The organism is Bacillus sp. D48C (assembly GCF_053345735.1).
The window spans coordinates 1-17,316 of the sequence record NZ_JBKFAQ010000004.1; the positions used below are offsets into that span (position 1 = coordinate 1).

At 37.1% G+C, this 17,316-nt stretch carries 16 protein-coding genes and 1 other annotated feature; of the genes, 3 read left to right on the plus strand and 13 right to left on the minus strand.

Features of this window, described 5'->3' with window-relative positions; all coding sequences use genetic code 11:
- Window positions 1-119 precede the first annotated feature (119 nt).
- The 5 genes from ACLBXA_RS11820 to ACLBXA_RS11840 all read right to left on the minus strand — a co-directional run bounded on the left by ACLBXA_RS11820 (window position 120) and on the right by ACLBXA_RS11840 (window position 5,838).
- A complete protein-coding gene (locus tag ACLBXA_RS11820) occupies window positions 120-1,055 on the minus strand; it encodes an ABC transporter ATP-binding protein (RefSeq protein ID WP_000166354.1) in 936 nt (311 codons plus the stop codon).
- A complete protein-coding gene (locus tag ACLBXA_RS11825) occupies window positions 1,048-2,091 on the minus strand; it encodes an ABC transporter ATP-binding protein (protein WP_000854341.1) in 1,044 nt (347 codons plus the stop codon). Before ACLBXA_RS11825 ends, ACLBXA_RS11820 begins: the two co-directional genes overlap by 8 nt.
- A 20-nt stretch (window positions 2,092-2,111) precedes the next feature.
- Window positions 2,112-3,128, minus strand: coding sequence for an oligopeptide ABC transporter permease (gene opp3C, locus ACLBXA_RS11830; protein WP_000974107.1), 1,017 nt, complete (start codon window positions 3,126-3,128; stop codon window positions 2,112-2,114).
- On the minus strand, window positions 3,125-4,054 hold the full coding sequence (gene opp3b, locus ACLBXA_RS11835; protein WP_000534168.1) for an oligopeptide ABC transporter permease: 930 nt from the start codon (window positions 4,052-4,054) through the stop codon (window positions 3,125-3,127). The genes opp3C and opp3b overlap by 4 nt, the downstream gene beginning before the upstream one ends.
- A gap of 128 nt (window positions 4,055-4,182) precedes the next feature.
- On the minus strand, window positions 4,183-5,838 hold the full coding sequence (locus tag ACLBXA_RS11840) for a peptide ABC transporter substrate-binding protein (RefSeq protein ID WP_000727209.1): 1,656 nt from the start codon (window positions 5,836-5,838) through the stop codon (window positions 4,183-4,185).
- 319 nt (window positions 5,839-6,157) lie between these two features.
- Between ACLBXA_RS11840 and ACLBXA_RS11845 the strand changes: the two genes are divergently transcribed.
- Both ACLBXA_RS11845 and trpS read left to right on the plus strand, forming a co-directional pair.
- Entirely contained in the window at window positions 6,158-6,538 is a 381-nt protein-coding gene (locus ACLBXA_RS11845; protein ID WP_001045002.1) for a DUF3899 domain-containing protein, read from the plus strand.
- 105 nt (window positions 6,539-6,643) lie between these two features.
- Window positions 6,644-6,860, plus strand: a binding site (T-box leader).
- Between the two features lie 75 nt (window positions 6,861-6,935).
- Window positions 6,936-7,925, plus strand: a complete 990-nt coding sequence (gene trpS / locus ACLBXA_RS11850) for a tryptophan--tRNA ligase (protein WP_000110979.1) — start codon at window positions 6,936-6,938, stop codon at window positions 7,923-7,925.
- A 277-nt stretch (window positions 7,926-8,202) separates the two neighbouring features.
- Here trpS and ACLBXA_RS11855 read toward each other — a convergent pair whose 3' ends face one another.
- The 7 genes from ACLBXA_RS11855 to ACLBXA_RS11885 all read right to left on the minus strand — a co-directional run bounded on the left by ACLBXA_RS11855 (window position 8,203) and on the right by ACLBXA_RS11885 (window position 14,290).
- The gene (locus ACLBXA_RS11855; RefSeq protein ID WP_000966119.1) at window positions 8,203-8,949 is read right to left on the minus strand and encodes a YjbA family protein; all 747 of its coding nucleotides are present in this window, start codon (window positions 8,947-8,949) and stop codon (window positions 8,203-8,205) included.
- Window positions 8,950-9,092: 143 nt separating this feature from the next.
- Complete coding sequence (locus ACLBXA_RS11860; protein WP_000538198.1) at window positions 9,093-9,881, minus strand: DUF2268 domain-containing protein; 789 nt, start codon at window positions 9,879-9,881, stop codon at window positions 9,093-9,095.
- A 107-nt stretch (window positions 9,882-9,988) separates the two neighbouring features.
- Window positions 9,989-11,227 (minus strand): beta-ketoacyl-ACP synthase II, encoded by a 1,239-nt coding sequence (gene fabF / locus ACLBXA_RS11865; RefSeq protein WP_097825786.1) that lies wholly within the window; start codon window positions 11,225-11,227, stop codon window positions 9,989-9,991.
- Window positions 11,228-11,258: 31 nt separating this feature from the next.
- Window positions 11,259-12,191, minus strand: coding sequence for a beta-ketoacyl-ACP synthase III (gene fabH, locus ACLBXA_RS11870; RefSeq protein ID WP_001100533.1), 933 nt, complete (start codon window positions 12,189-12,191; stop codon window positions 11,259-11,261).
- A 231-nt stretch (window positions 12,192-12,422) separates the two neighbouring features.
- Window positions 12,423-12,599 (minus strand): ComZ family protein, encoded by a 177-nt coding sequence (locus tag ACLBXA_RS11875; protein WP_001003335.1) that lies wholly within the window; start codon window positions 12,597-12,599, stop codon window positions 12,423-12,425.
- Window positions 12,600-12,653: 54 nt separating this feature from the next.
- Window positions 12,654-13,526 (minus strand): NAD-dependent epimerase/dehydratase family protein, encoded by an 873-nt coding sequence (locus tag ACLBXA_RS11880; protein WP_000486171.1) that lies wholly within the window; start codon window positions 13,524-13,526, stop codon window positions 12,654-12,656.
- A gap of 29 nt (window positions 13,527-13,555) precedes the next feature.
- The gene (locus ACLBXA_RS11885; protein WP_000028706.1) at window positions 13,556-14,290 is read right to left on the minus strand and encodes a hypothetical protein; all 735 of its coding nucleotides are present in this window, start codon (window positions 14,288-14,290) and stop codon (window positions 13,556-13,558) included.
- 156 nt (window positions 14,291-14,446) lie between these two features.
- Here ACLBXA_RS11885 and ACLBXA_RS11890 point away from each other — a divergent pair, with 156 nt between their 5' ends.
- On the plus strand, window positions 14,447-14,629 hold the full coding sequence (locus ACLBXA_RS11890; protein WP_001211116.1) for a YjzD family protein: 183 nt from the start codon (window positions 14,447-14,449) through the stop codon (window positions 14,627-14,629).
- Between the two features lie 38 nt (window positions 14,630-14,667).
- On the opposite strand, the gene clpB is transcribed toward ACLBXA_RS11890, so the two are convergent.
- Window positions 14,668-17,265, minus strand: a complete 2,598-nt coding sequence (clpB, locus tag ACLBXA_RS11895) for an ATP-dependent chaperone ClpB (RefSeq protein ID WP_447617226.1) — start codon at window positions 17,263-17,265, stop codon at window positions 14,668-14,670.
- Between the last annotated feature and the right edge of the window lie 51 nt (window positions 17,266-17,316).

Genomic DNA, 17,316 nt, shown 5'->3' on the forward strand with positions numbered 1-17,316 from the left:
GGCAAAATTAAAAATGAGCCCGGTACAATACCGGACTCACTTTTATCAAGCTGCCTAATGAAATAACCGTGTCTAACTTTTAGGGGTCACTTCATCCGCAATGGAAGAATGGCTCTTTTTTATTGATAGATTTCTTTATATTTCTTATACTCTGCTTCAGAACATAGTACGAAATGTCCTGGACGAATTTCACGCATTGTTGGCACTTCGCTACCGTAATCATGCTGCGATGGATCGTATACGATACGTTTACGATTACGCTCATAATCTGGATCTGGTAGCGGAATTGCTGATAATAGTGATTTCGTATATGGATGAACTGGATTCGCATATAACTCTTCACTTGTTGTCAGTTCTACAATTTGACCACGGTACATTACGCCGATGCGGTCACTAATGTATTTTACCATCGATAAATCATGGGCAATGAATAAGTATGTTAACCCTTTTTCTTTTTGTAACTTTTTCAGTAAGTTTACAACTTGCGCCTGAATCGATACGTCAAGTGCTGAGATCGGCTCATCGGCAATGATAAATTCTGGTTCTACAGCAAGCGCTCGAGCGATACCGATACGCTGACGTTGTCCACCTGAGAATTCGTGTGGGAAACGGTTTGCGTGCTCTTTATTTAAACCAACTGTGTTTAGTAGTTCATGAACACGGTCCATGCGCTCTTTTTTACTTTTCGCTAATCCGTGAATATCAATACCTTCTGCGATAATATCCCCTACTGTCATACGAGGATTTAGTGATGCGTATGGATCTTGGAAAATCATTTGCATTTTACGGTTGAATTTCTTCAATTCTGTGCGTGATTTCTTACCATGTACGTTTTCACCATCGAATAATACTTCACCAGCAGTTGCATCATATAAACGAATAATCGTTCTTCCAGTTGTTGATTTACCACAACCTGATTCTCCTACAAGACCAAATGTTTCTCCGCGGTAAATATCAAATGAAATATCATTAACCGCTTTGACAACACCACCACTCACGTCGAAGTGCTGCTTTACATTTTTTACTTCAATTAATTTCTCACGTTGTTTAGTCATGTTGTTCACCTGCTTTCATTTGAAGAATACGTTTTTCAACAACTGCCGGCGGTTTTACTTCTGGAGCTTGCTCGTGAAGTAACCAAGTTGCCGCATAGTGTGTATCACTTACTTTAAATAAAGGCGGTTCCATTTCAAAATCAATTTTCAGCGCCTGTGGGTTACGTGGTGCAAAAGCATCACCCTTTGGCGGCTTCAATAAATCCGGAGGCGTTCCAGGAATTGCGTATAACTCTTCCTCTGAACCATCTAAACTTGGCATAGATGCGATTAAGCCCCAAGTATATGGATGTTTCGGATTATAGAAAATTTCATCTACAGTTCCAATTTCAACAACTTTACCAGCATACATAACTGCCACTCGGTCAGCAACGTTTGCTACTACACCTAAGTCATGCGTAATGAAAATAATTGCCGCTTCTGTTTTTTGCTGAATGTCTTTCATAAGTTCTAAAATTTGTGCCTGAATCGTAACGTCTAGCGCTGTTGTCGGCTCATCGGCAATTAATAATTTCGGGTTACAAGCTAACGCCATCGCAATAACTACACGCTGTCTCATACCACCTGAGAATTGGTGAGGATATTGTTTTAAACGTGCTTCTGGATTTGGAATACCTACAAGGTCGATTAATTCTAACGCAACTTTACGTGCGTCTCCTCTACTCATCCCTTGGTGTTTAATAAGACCTTCCATAATTTGATTCCCAATTGTCATCGTTGGATTTAATGATGTCATTGGATCTTGGAAAATCATCGCGATATCTTTACCACGAACTTGCTGCATTTCTTTTTCCGTTAATTTCGTTAAATCACGACCGTCAAATACAATCTCTCCATTTTTAATACGGCCTGGAGGATTTGGGATTAACCCCATTAGCGCTTTAGAAGTAACTGATTTCCCAGAACCAGACTCTCCTACAATCGCTAATGTTTCCCCTTTTTTCAAATCAAAAGTAACTCCGCGCACTGCTTGTACTTCACCTGCATGTGTATCAAAGGAGACTTGTAAATCTTTTACCTCTAACAATGTTTTCATTTTTACTTCTCCCTCCTCATTTACTTACGCATTTTTGGATCTAACGCATCGCGTAATCCATCTGCCATTAAGTTGAATGCTAGAATTAACATACTGATGACAACCGCAGGGATGAACATCATGTGTGGATACGTTTGAATAGATTTATAACCATCATTTACAAGAGAACCAAGTGACGCGAATGGTGGCTGAATTCCTAAACCAATGAAACTTAAGAACGCTTCACCAAACACCGCTGATGGAATTGTGAACATTGTCATTACGATAATAGGTCCCATTACGTTTGGAATTAAATGTTTCACAATTAATTGTGTATTTGTTGCACCTAATGTACGAGATGCTAATACATATTCTTGGTTTTTTAACTTTAGGATTTGTCCACGAACAATCCGCGACATCCCTATCCAACCCGTAATCGCCATCGCGAGTGTAATTGACCAAATACCAGATCCCATAATGATTACCATTAAAATAACGATGATTAAGTATGGAATACCGTTAATAATCTCCATAATACGTTGCATAATATTATCTACTCTACCGCCGTAGAATGCTGAAATACCTCCGTATGCAACCCCAATTACTAAGTCAATTGCTGCTGCTAAAAGAGCGATATATAATGATACGCGTGTACCTTCCCATGTTCTTGTCCATAAGTCACGGCCAAGATCATCTGTACCAAACCAGAAGTACTCTTTAATATCACGTTTTTCATATTGGTCAACACCATATTGATCTGTACCGTCAAATGGTAACCAATGAACATTTTCAATAACTGGAATTTTTGGTGGTAATTTCGCACGACCTAAATCTTGCTCTTTATACGAGTGTTTACTTACCATCGGTCCAAAAATCGCTAATAGCGCAATGATTACTAATAATACAAGGCCAAGCATCGCACCTTTATGTTGGAACAAACGTCTTCTTACATCTTGCCAAAACGTTAAGCTTGGACGGGCAATGACTTCATTATCAACATTATTTTGATTGGCTTGTTGAAATAAATCTGGAGATAATTTTTGTACATCTTTCATCATTTTTTCCCTCCCGCTAAACGAATACGAGGATCAATAATTCCGTATAAAATATCGACAATGAAAATAACTAAAATGAAGATTGCACTATAGAAAATCGTAGTTCCCATAATAACTGTATAGTCATTTAAAGTAATCGATTTAACGAATTGTTCCCCAAGTCCTGGTACAGCATAAATTTGCTCGATAACAAGTGTTCCTGTAATTAATGCCGCAACCATTGGTCCTAAAATTGTTACAACTGGAATTAACGCGTTACGAAGTGCGTGTTTTACAATGATAACGCCTTGACTAATTCCTTTTGCTTTCGCTGTTAAAATATAGTCTGACTGCATAACTTCAATTAATTCTGCACGAGAGAAACGTGCGATTGTTGCGATAACTCCCATCGATAATGCAATTGTAGGCATTACAGTAAACTCTGGTCCTTTCCAGAATGCTACCGGGAACCAACCAAGTTTTACCCCTACGAAATATTGTAGTAATGCGGCGAATACGAATGATGGTACCGACATTCCGAGTACCGAAATAACTGTTGCACTATAATCCACCCACGTATTATTACGAAGTGCGGCAACAATACCTAAAATTAAACCGATAAATGTCCCTAATATAATCGCTTGTAAACCTAATTGGGCTGATGGTCCAATACGATCCACAATCATGTCTGTTACTGGGCGGTTATCATATTGGAATGATACCCCTAAATCACCTTTTGCTAAGTTACCTAAGTAACGTGCGTATTGAACTGGTACCGGATCATTTAATCCGTATTTTTCAAGAATGATTTCTTTTTGTGCCGGTGATAGCTTCTCCTGGTTTTTAAGCGGAGAACCCGGAAGTAATTTCATCAAAAAGAAAGTCAGTGTAGTAATTAAAAATAATGTCAAAGCCATGTACACGAAACGTTTTAATACATAACGTCCCATAGTCAAGCACCTCCCCGTTTTTCTCAAAAGCAATAAGATAGTTTAAAATATTCTTACTTTTATTTTTTTAAAATAAGAGCATATGCCCATCATAGGCATATACCCTTGTAAACGATGGAAAAAAAAGATTATTTTTGTTCAACAGATGCCCATTTGTAAGTTAATTTACCACCATAGTTAATTGGGATAATATCTTTTACGGCACCTTTTACTACATACGCTGAACCTTTTTGGAAGATTGGAGTGATAACTGCATCTTCTTTAATTAACATCTTCTCTACTTCTAGAAGGTTGTTCCAGCGAGCTTGTAAATCTTTTGTATCTGTTTTAGCTTTTAGGATTAACTCATCATACTTCTGATTAGAATACCCTGTTTTATTTTGAGAACCATTCGTAACAAACATATCTAAATATGAGATTGGATCTGGGAAATCTGGTCCCCAAATACCAAACGCAATATCATATTGCTGAGAATCTTCTAATTTATTTTTTTGTGCGAATGGTTGCTGTTTAATTTTAATTGATAAACCTGGTAAGTTCTTTTCTATCTCACCTTTTAAGAATTCACCAACTTTTTTAGCATCTTCATTATCAAAGTTTAAGAATTCTAGTTCGATTTTATCAGTTCCAAGCTCTTTCTTCGCTGTTTCCCAAAGCTTTTTCGCTTCTTTTGGATTTGTTTCAACTAGCTTTCCATTTTCAGCTCGGAAATCTTTTTTATTCGGACCTTCAGCGAAATCTTTTCCAACAAATCCGTAAGCTCCAATTGCACCGTTATTTAAAATAACTTTCGCAATGTTATCACGGTCAAAGGACATTGAAATTGCTTTTCTTAAGTTTTTATTACTTAAGTACTGATTACTTTGATTAAATCTTAAGTAAGCAACCCCTGCTTCTTTTCTTGTTTGGAACTCTGGGCTTTGTCTAAACTTATCAACAAATTCAGACGTTAAAGCCGCACGATCAATCGCGTTTGTCTCATATAAATTTACATCAGTTGCTGTATTTTTTACAATATTAAAGTTGATTTCTTCGATTTTAACCGTTTTATTATCCCAATATGAAGGATTCTTCTTGAATTGGAAACTTTGTTCATGTTTCCAATCACTCATAACGAATGGACCGTTATATAATGTTGTATTTGCCTCTAAACCAAACTTATCACCTTGTGCTTTTACAAAGTTTTCATTTAGCGGGTAAAATACTGGATAAACTGTTAAATCGATAAAGTAAGGAACGGGATTGTCTAATTCCACTTCTAATGTATAATCATCAATCGCTTTTACACCTAATTGGTCAGCAGGTAATTCTTTTTTATGAATTTTCTCTGCATTTTTAATATCGAACATAATGTACGAATACGTTGCTTTTGTATCTGGATTTACGGCTCTTTTCCATGAATACACAAAGTCTTTAGCTGTTACAGGTTCCCCATTTGACCATTTCGCATCTTTTCTTAATTTAAATATGTATTTCTTCCCATCATCTAGCTTTTCGACATCTTCTGCAACGCCAGGCATTCTCTTTTGATCTTTGCCAATACGATATAAACCTTCCATCGTATTATTTAATGCTGTAGAAGATGAAGAGTCAGATGCTAATGATGCATCCATTGACGGAATTTCAGATAACTCTGTTAAATTAAGAATCTGTTTTCCGTTACTACTACTCGTAGCGTTCTCTTTCCCTTTTGCTTTTGCATCATCTTTTTGGTAGCTACACGCGCCAAGCAACATACTTGCAGTTAAAGTTGATGCAAGTAATAACGGTATCTTTTTCTTCATGTTGTGTTGCCTCCCCTAATTGCACTTCCTGTACCCTCACTTGTTAAAAAGTAGAATTGAAAGAATAATCTCCAAGTTTCTACAATTTTCATTATACATATAATACGACGATTGTGAATATAGTTTTTTGTTTTTTTGTTAAAATTTTTAATAAAATGTTTATATTTTTAATTTTTCGTAAAGGGATACGTTAACATTGCTACCATCATCTTAAAATCAGACCTTTAATTGTGTATAATTTTCAAAAAATTATTTCTAGTACTTATTATAGCTTTTATAGTATAATAATTCTAGTAATATTTTGACGGAGGGGAATATTTTGAATAAAGTTTTTTTTCATACTTGTATACTAATTTTTATAGCGATGATTGCTTCTAGTATTGGTGCATTCCTCATTTCATCTCAATTTTTGTTGAACTTTGTCAACATCTCGTTTTATATCGCGCTATTTTTTATTCTGATAGGTGGTTTTTTATTCATATTTCAAAATGGATTTTTCAATGTAACTCTTTACGCTTTCCAGAGAGTATTTGGCACGAACAAAAAGATTGACTCTTTAATTGAAGAAGTCGAGGAACCTACAGATAAGAAAGAACGTATTTATAAAACATATTCATTCAAATGGACATATCCAATTTGTATTACAGGTATCGTTCTTGGGTTGTTCTCGACCCTCATTAGCTTTACTATTTTGATGTAGTTTGCAAACACTATCCCATATGATATAATAATCAGCAAAACATTTTGTTATAAAACTTTAGTTCTTTCATATTAAAAGAGCTCAAGTAACAATAAATAAATTTATATGTATGCGATGATAAAGAAGAGTACATATTGATGCAATTTCAGAGAGCTTGTGGTCGGTGTGAACAAGTAATTGTACAGTATGGAATGGGCTTTTGAGCACCAAACCGAACCGAAAGTAGTAGGCCTTGGCGTTATATCCAGACGTTACTATGGATTAGAGAGATTTCACAGTAGTGAAATAATTAGGGTGGTACCGCGGTCCATTCGTCCCTATAGTTTTTTGGGATGAATGGGCTTTTTTGTTTGCCTTCTCTTCCCTATCACGCATTCAAATTTAGGAGGAAATAATTATGTCAGTTATCTTTTCTGGTATTCAGCCAAGCGGAACGATTACACTTGGAAACTATTTAGGGGCTATGAAGCAATTTACAGAGCTTCAAAACGAACACGATTGCTATTTCTGTATTGTAAACCAACATGCCATTACAGTACCTCAAGATCCTATACAACTTCGCAAAAACATTCGTAGTCTTGCTGCACTTTATGTAGCATGCGGCATCGATCCTGAAAAAGCTACTTTATTTGTACAATCAGAAGTACCTGCACACGCTCAACTAGGATGGATCATGCAATCTGTTGCTTACGTTGGAGAATTAGAGCGTATGACACAATATAAAGATAAAGCTTCAGGTAGAGATTCAGTTCCAGCTGGATTACTTACGTATCCACCATTAATGGCTGCTGATATTTTACTTTATAACACAGAAATCGTACCTGTTGGTGATGACCAAAAACAACATATGGAATTAACACGTGATCTAGCAGAGCGTTTCAACAAACGCTTCCGTGAAGTGTTCATAGTTCCTGAAATTCGTATTCCAAAAGTAGGAGCTCGCGTTATGTCATTAACCGAACCTACGAAAAAAATGAGTAAATCTGATCCGAATCCAAAATCAATGATCAGTATGCTTGATGAACCAAAAACAATTGAAAAGAAAATTAAAAGTGCTGTAACAGATTCAGAAGGTATCGTGAAATTCGATAAAGAAAATAAACCTGGAATCTCTAACCTATTAACAATTTACTCTTCATTCTCAGGAAAAACAGTTGAAGAGATAGAAGCAATGTACGAAGGAAAAGGATACGGCGACTTCAAAGGCGACTTAGCACAAGTAGTCGTAGAAGCAATTCGCCCAATCCAAGACAAATATAACGAACTAATCAGCTCCCCAGAACTAGACGAAATTCTAGACAAAGGTGCCGAAAAAGCAAACCGCGTTGCATTCAAACAACTACGCAAAGTAGAAAACGCAATGGGACTAAGCAGAAAACGTAGGTAACATAAAAAGCGGAGGCGACTGCTTAGCCCTGACGGCTAAAGTTCTTTCCCACAGAAGGTGCTTTTTACCTTCTCGTGGGGAAGGTTCTTAGACGCGAAGGGCTAGGAGCCGGAGCTAAATTACATATAAAGTGGAAGCGGCTCGTTTAGAATGTGAGGGGGATGGAGCTCCTGACGTAAAGGCGCTTTTTGCCTCGCAGGAAGGCGCGAAGCCACCGAACATTCTTGCCGCTGGAGCTGGATTTCACCAAATTAAAAAACCGCCAATTGGCGGTTTTTTAATTTACCTTTTGCTCATTTTCCATTTCCCATAACTTTTCAAAAAACGGCTGTCCTTTTACAAGGCGCTCGCATAATTGTTCGTGCTTCTCAGACCAGCCTGATTTCGCTTCATCATATAGTCTTGCCCAAATATCTTCAAATTCCATATGTTGGACCGTTCCATATGCTGACGGATCCCACTCTGTGTACCAATAGCGAATTTCCGCTGTATTTTTCGTTGTATGTAATTGATCTAACGCCATAAATAATAATTGTTTTAGTTGTCTTTCTTTACGAGTCAAGCCATTCATAATGAAAGGCGATGGTGATAAAATGTGGTGTTCTTTTTCTGTTTCTTCTACTTGGAACTCATACTTTTCTGCTTGTACGTTTTCTACCATCTCATATACCATCTGCTCTTGCCGTGGTATAAGTCTGCTTTTACGAATAGGTACATTGTAACCAATTGTATCAATCGCAATAATTCCTTTTCCATCTGTAACAACAAAGCAATACTCTTGCTGCAAACGTTCATGATTTTTACGAATATAAGCCTTATGATGTACGTCTTCCAACAATTTTTGCGGAAGCTCTAACAATTCGTCCTCGATGTAATGATATAATGTGGCATCTACTTTTAATAATGGCACTTGATCTAATAGCTCAATCGTATCATCTTTCCGCCATTCGTAAAAATGACAAACGTTATACCCATTCTCTTCACCTTCAAACCAATTTACCCATACATCATGTAGATATAACATTCACTACCCCTCACTTCACTACTGTTTGTATCAATCATTATGTTCAATTTTTCTTAACTTTATTCCACCTAAGGAAATATATTCTAATTATTATTTTTTCTTCTATTAATACTAAAAAAACAGGAAATAGAGCTCCTGTTTTTTTATATATGAAATGTATTTGCTTTATTCAATATTTCTTTTGCATCTATAGATAATAAAGAAAGTGTATCTTCTCCTTCCAATGTTACACAATCTTTGACAATATGAAATCCAAGCGCATAGCCAAGCATCTTTGGATAAGAGTGAAATCCATTTAATAAGATGTCGTGCTCCCTTGTTCCTCGTTTTATACTTATTCTTTCATGTACAACATTTTTCCAATAATAAATAGCCTCTTCTTTTGAAAGATACATCGTCCACGGTGCATTGTTTTTTTCTGAATATCTTTCCGTTACCGCTTGCTCAGCTAGCCCTTCCATAATCATCGTATCAAGTAATGTATATTCTGTTTCTTTCGTCTCAATTTGATGTAACCTGCATATGTGATGATATTCATGCGCCAATAACACCTTTAATTCTTCCACCGAATTCCGTCCACATACAAATAAGAAAATAACATGACGCATAGATAATCCAGCCCTACCGTTATACTCTTCTTGTACAGTTCGATTATAGGAATCTGATAATAAAATAAAGACAGGGACATCCGGACCTTTCAACCAATTTTTCAATTTATCATACTCCAAGCTCAACTCTTTCCAAATTTCCTTTTCCTCTAATTCTTTAATTTCCTTTTCCCCATGCATGACCGGACGATACATCCCTTTTGAAATTAAAAAGCGATACAACCTTTCTTTTGGCAACGGAATATACTTCGTAAATTTCTCACAAAGTTTTTCTGGCCGTCCATAATATAAATGTAGCCATTCAGCTGTTTCAATAACCCCCATCTTTATCCCTCCTTTTTTCTTATGTATATGCTACAAGAGAAAAAGACGTAAAAATAAATAAGGAGTTTTTTCGTAATATGCTACGAAAAAACTCCTTATTTCATCTATTATTTATACGATTTAAATACTAATACTGCGTTATGACCACCGAATCCTAGTGAGTTACTTAATACTGCATTTACTTCTTGTTGTCTCGCTTGATTCGGTACGTAATCTAAGTCACATTCTGGATCTGGTGTTTCATAGTTAATTGTTGGAGGGATTACTCCGTCTGTAATTGATTTAATTGAGAAGATCGCTTCAACAGCACCAGCTGCTCCTAATAAGTGACCTGTCATTGATTTCGTTGAGCTAATTGCTACTTTGTACGCGTGCTCACCGAACGTTTCTTTAATTGCCATCGTTTCATACTTTTCATTCGCATCCGTACTTGTACCGTGCGCATTAATGTAATCAATATCTTCTGGCTGTAGACCTGCATCTGCTAAAGCTTGACGCATTGCACGCACGCCGCCTTCACCACCAGGAGCCGGCATTGTAATATGGAATGCATCACCAGTTGCACCGTAACCAGCGATTTCCGCATAAATGTGAGCACCACGAGCTACTGCGTGCTCTAATTCTTCAAGAATTAAAATACCTGAACCTTCACCCATTACGAAACCGCTACGGTTTTTATCAAATGGACGGCAAGCCGTTGCTGGGTCTTCATTAAATGTTAATGCTTTCGCTGAGCTAAATCCTGCGAATGCCATACTTGTTAACGGCGCTTCAGCTCCGCCTGTTATCATTGCATCAGCATCACCACGCTGAATTGCTTTAAATGCATCACCAATTGAGTTTGCACCAGATGCACAAGCCGTTACAGAGCAAGTGTTAATTCCTTTCGCTCCTGTTGCGATTGATACTTGACCTGCTGCCATATCTGGGATCATCATCGGCACGAAGAATGGGCTCACACGGCGCGGACCTTTCTCAGTAAAAATCTTAAATTGTTCTTCGTATGTCTCCATACCGCCAATACCAGATCCAATCCATACACCAATTCGAGGTCCGTTTTCTTCTGTAATTTCAAGCTTTGCATCTGCAACTGCCATTTTCGCTGCTGCTACTGCATATTGTGTAAAGCGATCCATACGGCGCGCTTCTTTTTTATCAATATATTTCTCGACTTCAAAGTCGTTAATTTCTGCTGCTACTTTTGCTGGAAATAGTTCCGGATCAATTCTTGTAAGTCGTCCGATTCCAGATACACCTTTTTTAATGTTTTCCCACGCTGTTTCAACATCTGTACCGATCGGTGTAACAGCTCCTAGCCCTGTAATTACGACCCTCTTTTTTTCCATACAAAATACACTCCTTTTTTTCTCTCAGTCCTTATTTACCCCAACGAAGAGCAACTGCTCCCCATGTTAATCCGCCGCCAAAACCAACAAGTATAATTAAATCACCATCTTGAATACGTCCATTTTGCAATTCCTCTACCATTGCAATTGGAATTGAAGAAGCTGATGTATTACCAAACTTTTCAATTGTCATACTCATTTTTTCTTGTGGTAAATTTAATCTCTCTCTTGCAGATTCCATAATACGAATGTTCGCTTGATGCGGTACTAAGAAATCCACATCCTCTTTCGTAAGACCAGCTTTATCCAGCACGCGAAGACAAGATTCACCAAGTTGACGAACGGCAAATTTAAACACTTCTCTGCCATTCATCATAACATACTCGTCTTGATAAAGATGCTTACCGCCACTTCCGTCTGCTCCTAATTCGAAAGATAGAACGCCTCTTCCTTCTGAAACAGCTCCCATTACGATAGCACCGGCTCCGTCTCCAAATAGTACCGCTGTATTTCGATCATTCCAGTCTACAATTTTAGATAGTTTATCACTACCAACTACTAATACATTTTTATAAGTTCCCGTTTGAATAAATTGCTGCGCTGTAATCATTCCGTACATAAAACCAGCACATGCTGCACCTACATCCATTGCAGCTGCATGTTTCGCTCCAATCGCTTCTTGAATGACACAAGCTACTGCTGGAAACGCACGATCTGGTGTTACTGTCGCCACCAAAATAAGATCGATATCTTCTCCGCTAACCCCTGCATCTTCAAGTGCTTTTTTAGCAGCCTCTACGGCCATATACGAAGTATCTATTGTATCATCGGCAATGCGTCTTTCGGCAATTCCCGTTCTCGTACGAATCCATTCATCGGATGTATCCATTATCTTCTCTAAATCGTGATTTGTGACTACTTTTTCCGGCACATATCTTCCGATCCCTAAAATGCCCACGTTCACATCGCAGCCCTCCGTTTTATATCAATTATTATGACTTGGTACTAATTTTAAAACATAAATGTATTTTTGTCTAGAATATATTTCAGCTAAAACATAAAGCTAGGCATTATTCACTTTATTGTTTATTAAAAGAAACAGAAACATACCTTCCCTGTTTCTTTTGAAATATAAAAAGGCTCGAACCGCTTCTCTCGACGGTTCGAGCCTCTTTCTCCTCAAAAAGAAAGGGTTTTATTGTTGATCTGCTTTCCCAAGCTCATATGCTTCGTTCATAACTTTCATCAATAACTCTAATACTGGTTGTGCTTTCTCCATATCAAGCGCAATTCCATTATCATCTAAAATGGCCTTTGCTTCTGGTAAATGCTTCATTGCGATTTGTAAAAACTGCATGCTTTTTTCGTTCATATTATACTCTTCCTCTCCATTAAAACTTTCACATACAATAGTGTAACACGCGTGCTACCCTTCGTATAACTCTTTATATTTTTTCATGTGTGCCAGTTGCTTATTTAAACCGTATTCTAACGGAGTATTTCTTTTTATCGAAATTACCTCGATAGCCTCATCTCTTACTTCGTTATTATTTTTATTTACTTTATCATCCGCGCGTAAAAGGTTCATACCTTTTTTCCATAATGACTTTTTACCACTAAGCAAATTGTATATACCGAGATGCTGCTCGTTCATTCCATTTTCCCATAAGTATTCACATACATCTTCCACGTACAGTAGATCACTTCCGTTTTCCTCACTCGCATAATAGCACTCTTTCTCATCCAGTTCTGATAAAATGAGCTGATGATACATCATAAAAGACGGTTGCCACGGTCCATATAATGTAGGAACTCGAAATACACTATATTGTAAATCCCCTTTTTTCAATCCTTCTTCTACTTTCAAAAATATGCGCTTATTTTCCGATTCATCTGTACTACCTACTTCAATAGAAGAAATTAAATTTAACTTCAATTTTTGTTCTTCACACATTCTTATAATTCGCTTTAAATATTGTAATATGACTCTTTCATTCCGAAATCCACATTGCTGATTTGGCTCATATAAGCAAAAGTAAACAGTATCGAATCTCTCTTCCTCTACTAATCTCCATCCATCTTCATCTCTTATCGAATAATACGTAAATAACGCATTTCGCCCAATTAACAATAACTTCTCTTCATTAATTTTGGTCATACTATTGAATTCATCAAAATCAAGACCATACACTTCTACTTCTTCTGCGATCATTTTATTCACAAGGTGATAACCTACAAACGTAAGTGCACCTATTATCAGCACGCGTTCCATACCACCAACCCTTTCTCCTTGAAACAAATAGCTCCTCATTTATGTATATGGGAGCTTCACAATTCTTCTTCATATTTTTTAAAGAAATCAGTCGTTTGCCTAACCATTTTATATTTCACATCTTGCAGATGGAACAAGACAGAAGTATCGCATTGATTTAATTGCCTCATTTTCTCATATTTACGCAACTGTTGTTTTCTTCCTCTTTTTTCTTGTGTTGATACGAAAACTTTGACAGGTACACAAGATGGCAGAAGCGTAAATGATTTCTTATTTATTTTTAAATCTAACTCTTCTTCTTTGGCATCATACGCCAAACTTAATTCCTTCACTAATCTTTTGTAAAAAAACTTATGCTCTTTCTCAAATTCCACATATTCTGGTAAATCTAAACATGGATTCAACATAATGACAGAACGAATACATTCAGGGTATTTGTTCATCATTTCAAGTGCTACAAGCGCACCCATACCATCTGCCATTATGTGCATTTTCGCATTTAACGTCTCTTTTCTCAAAACAACATCATATAAACGTTTTGCTAGACGAACAGATTGGTCGTTTCCCCAGTGCCTTCCGTATAAATTAGAAGAAAAGACTGTGTAGCCTTCCTCAATAAGGCCATGTAAAAAATAAGATCTTCCCGCATGCTGTGTCCATAAACTTGTACCATTCTCAATAAAGTAGTTGTAATCACCGAGGAGCATAACCGAAAATCCATTTGGCTTCTCCGGTAAATAAATGACACATGGTTCTTTTTCTAAGTAAAAAAAACGTTCCGTAATACTCATTTTTCCCCCGCCTTATTTTCTAAACATATAAAACCACTCTTTTATAATGTATGAACGGAATGCAAATTTGCGTTGAAAAATCTACAAATATTTTTCTATATTCTTTTTTCAATTGTGTTACAATAAGGACAGATTGAACGAATAGAGGTGTAAAATATGCGTTTCATTTGGGCATTAATTTGGTCGTTCTTACTTGTACATATGATGAGCTATGTAATCGGCTCTATGACTGGCGGTACATACGACTTTAACCAAGCGTCTATTTTCTCAGTTGTTCTTGCTGTATTAGTACTAGCGATTTCAGCTGCAATTCCAAACGAGCCAGTAGAACAACACTAAAAAAAGAGTCCGGATTTTATCCGAACTCTTTTTTATTTTTATTTCACATGAACAACTAATTCGTTATTTTCTACATCGACAACTACGTGACTATTGTCAGTAATTGTTCCTGCAATTAATTCTCGCGCTAATTTCGTTTCCACTTGACGTTGTACGTATCGTTTTAATGGACGAGCTCCATACATCGGATCAAAGCCAGCTTCTACAACAAATTCTTTTGCTGCGTCTGTTAATTCTACTGTAATGTGACGGTCAGCTAAACGCCCTTGTAATTCTTTTACAATTTTATCAACAATACCTTTAATTTCATTCGTTGTAAGAGGTTTAAATAAAATAATTTCATCAACACGGTTTAAAAATTCAGGGCGGAAATGTCCTCTTAATTGCCCCATTACAAGGTCTCTTGATTCCTCTTTAATCGAGCCATCTTCTTCTAATCCATCTAGTAAATGAGCAGATCCAATATTTGAAGTCATAATAATAACTGTGTTTTTAAAGTCCACTGTACGTCCTTGCGAATCTGTAATGCGTCCATCATCTAACATTTGTAATAAAATGTTGAATACTTCTGGATGTGCTTTTTCAATTTCATCTAATAAAATAACGGAATATGGTTTACGTCTTACCGCTTCTGTTAATTGACCGCCTTCTTCATATCCTACATATCCAGGAGGTGCACCAATTAAGCGTGACACTGCGTGTTTCTCCATATACTCAGACATATCAATACGAATCATTTGCTCTTCACTATCGAATAAAGACTGCGCTAACGTTTTTGCAAGTTCTGTTTTACCAACACCCGTAGGGCCTAAGAAAATGAAGGAACCAATCGGGCGGTTCGGATCTTTAATACCAGCGCGAGCACGAAGAACCGCGTCTGATACTAAGCTTACTGCTTCCTCTTGTCCGATGACACGCTCTGATAAGATTTGCTCTAAGCGTAGTAATTTCTCGCGTTCACCTTCAACGAGTTTAGCAACAGGAATACCAGTCCAGCGTGAAACAATATCTGCAATTTCTTCTTCACTTACTTCCTCACGTAATAAACGATTTTCTTGTTTATTATGCGCGCCCATTTCTTCCGCTTCTTTTAACTCTTTTTCAATTGCTGGAATTTTCCCGTGACGAAGTTCGGCTGCTTTATTTAAATCGTAATTACCTTCTGCTTCTTCTAATTCACGGCGCAGACGTTCTAAATGTTCACGTAAGTCACGAACTTTGTGAATGTCTTCTTTTTCTTTCTCCCATTTCGCTCTCATACCACTTGCAACTTCTTTTAAATCTGATAGTTCACGTTGCAACGTTTTAAGACGTTCTTGGCTACCACGATCTGTTTCTTTTCCAAGAGCTGCTTCCTCAATTTCTAACTGCATAATACGACGCGTTACTTCATCTAATTCTGTCGGCATAGAATCGATTTCTGTACGAATTGTTGCACACGCTTCATCGACAAGATCAATTGCTTTATCTGGTAAGAAACGGTCCGAAATATATCGATCTGATAAAACTGATGCTGCTACAATCGCGCGGTCATGAATATTTACACCATGATAAATTTCAAAACGCTCTTTTAAACCACGTAAAATGGAAATTGTATCTTCAACAGTTGGTTCTTCTGCTAATACTTGTTGGAAACGTCTTTCTAACGCCGGGTCTTTCTCAATATATTTACGATATTCATCTAATGTCGTCGCCCCAATACAGTGTAGTTCACCGCGAGCAAGCATCGGTTTTAACATATTCCCTGCATCCATCGCACCTTCTGTTTTACCGGCGCCAACGATTGTATGAAGTTCATCAATAAATAATAAAATACGCCCTTCACTCTTTTTAATTTCATTTAATACAGCTTGCAGACGCTCTTCGAACTCACCACGGAATTTCGCACCAGCTACGAGCGCACTCATATCTAACGCGAAGATCGTTCTATCTTTTAGCCCTTCAGGTACATCTTTTTTCACAATACGCTGCGCTAACCCTTCAACGATTGCTGTTTTACCAACACCTGGCTCACCAATTAAAACAGGGTTGTTTTTCGTTTTACGTGAAAGAATGCGAATGACACGTCGAATTTCACTATCCCGGCCAATAACAGGATCAATTTTCCCTGCTCTCACTTCTGCCACTAAATCACGGCCATATTTTTCTAACGCTTCATAAGTTGCTTCTGGATTTTGACTAGTCACTCTTTGATTCCCCCGAACTGTCATTAAAGACTGTAATAAGTTATCTTTCGTAATATGAAATCTTGTAAATAATTGATTGATATCGCCTTTTTCTTCAGAAAAAGCAAGCAATACATGTTCCACTGAAATGTAGTCATCTTGCAATTTCTCTGCTTCTTTTCCTGCTCTTACAAATAGTTGTTGCAGAGCACCTGTTATATATAATTTGCCTACTTCTGCACCGCTTCCCGTTACAGAAGGCTTTTTCTTAATTAAACTTTCGGCGCCTTGCTTTAACGCTTCTATATCGACATTCATTTTTTGAAAAATACGCACTGCTAACCCATCTTGCTCTTCTAATAATGTAAACAAGAGATGAACAGTATCTACTTCTTGATGATGAGATACCGCTAAAGATTGGGCACTCATAATCGCCTCTTGTGTTTTTGTTGTCATTTGATTTAAGTCCATCTTTACAGCCCTCCAAACGTTTGACTTTCTTTGACCTTTGATTTAATTATA

Excerpts from the sequence above, each read along its gene's own strand:
- trpS (WP_000110979.1), top strand. The coding sequence starts at position 6,936 with ATGTCAGTTATCTTTTCTGGTATTCAGCCAAGCGGAACGATTACACTT.
- clpB (WP_447617226.1), bottom strand. The coding sequence starts at position 17,265 with ATGGACTTAAATCAAATGACAACAAAAACACAAGAGGCGATTATGAGT.
- ACLBXA_RS11860 (WP_000538198.1), bottom strand. The coding sequence starts at position 9,881 with ATGGGGGTTATTGAAACAGCTGAATGGCTACATTTATATTATGGACGG.
- opp3b (WP_000534168.1), bottom strand. The coding sequence starts at position 4,054 with ATGGGACGTTATGTATTAAAACGTTTCGTGTACATGGCTTTGACATTA.
- ACLBXA_RS11825 (WP_000854341.1), bottom strand. The coding sequence starts at position 2,091 with ATGAAAACATTGTTAGAGGTAAAAGATTTACAAGTCTCCTTTGATACA.
- ACLBXA_RS11875 (WP_001003335.1), bottom strand. The coding sequence starts at position 12,599 with ATGAACGAAAAAAGCATGCAGTTTTTACAAATCGCAATGAAGCATTTA.
- ACLBXA_RS11820 (WP_000166354.1), bottom strand. The coding sequence starts at position 1,055 with ATGACTAAACAACGTGAGAAATTAATTGAAGTAAAAAATGTAAAGCAG.
- opp3C (WP_000974107.1), bottom strand. The coding sequence starts at position 3,128 with ATGATGAAAGATGTACAAAAATTATCTCCAGATTTATTTCAACAAGCC.
- ACLBXA_RS11855 (WP_000966119.1), bottom strand. The coding sequence starts at position 8,949 with ATGTTATATCTACATGATGTATGGGTAAATTGGTTTGAAGGTGAAGAG.
- ACLBXA_RS11885 (WP_000028706.1), bottom strand. The coding sequence starts at position 14,290 with ATGAGTATTACGGAACGTTTTTTTTACTTAGAAAAAGAACCATGTGTC.
- fabF (WP_097825786.1), bottom strand. The coding sequence starts at position 11,227 with ATGGAAAAAAAGAGGGTCGTAATTACAGGGCTAGGAGCTGTTACACCG.
- ACLBXA_RS11890 (WP_001211116.1), top strand. The coding sequence starts at position 14,447 with ATGCGTTTCATTTGGGCATTAATTTGGTCGTTCTTACTTGTACATATG.
- ACLBXA_RS11840 (WP_000727209.1), bottom strand. The coding sequence starts at position 5,838 with ATGAAGAAAAAGATACCGTTATTACTTGCATCAACTTTAACTGCAAGT.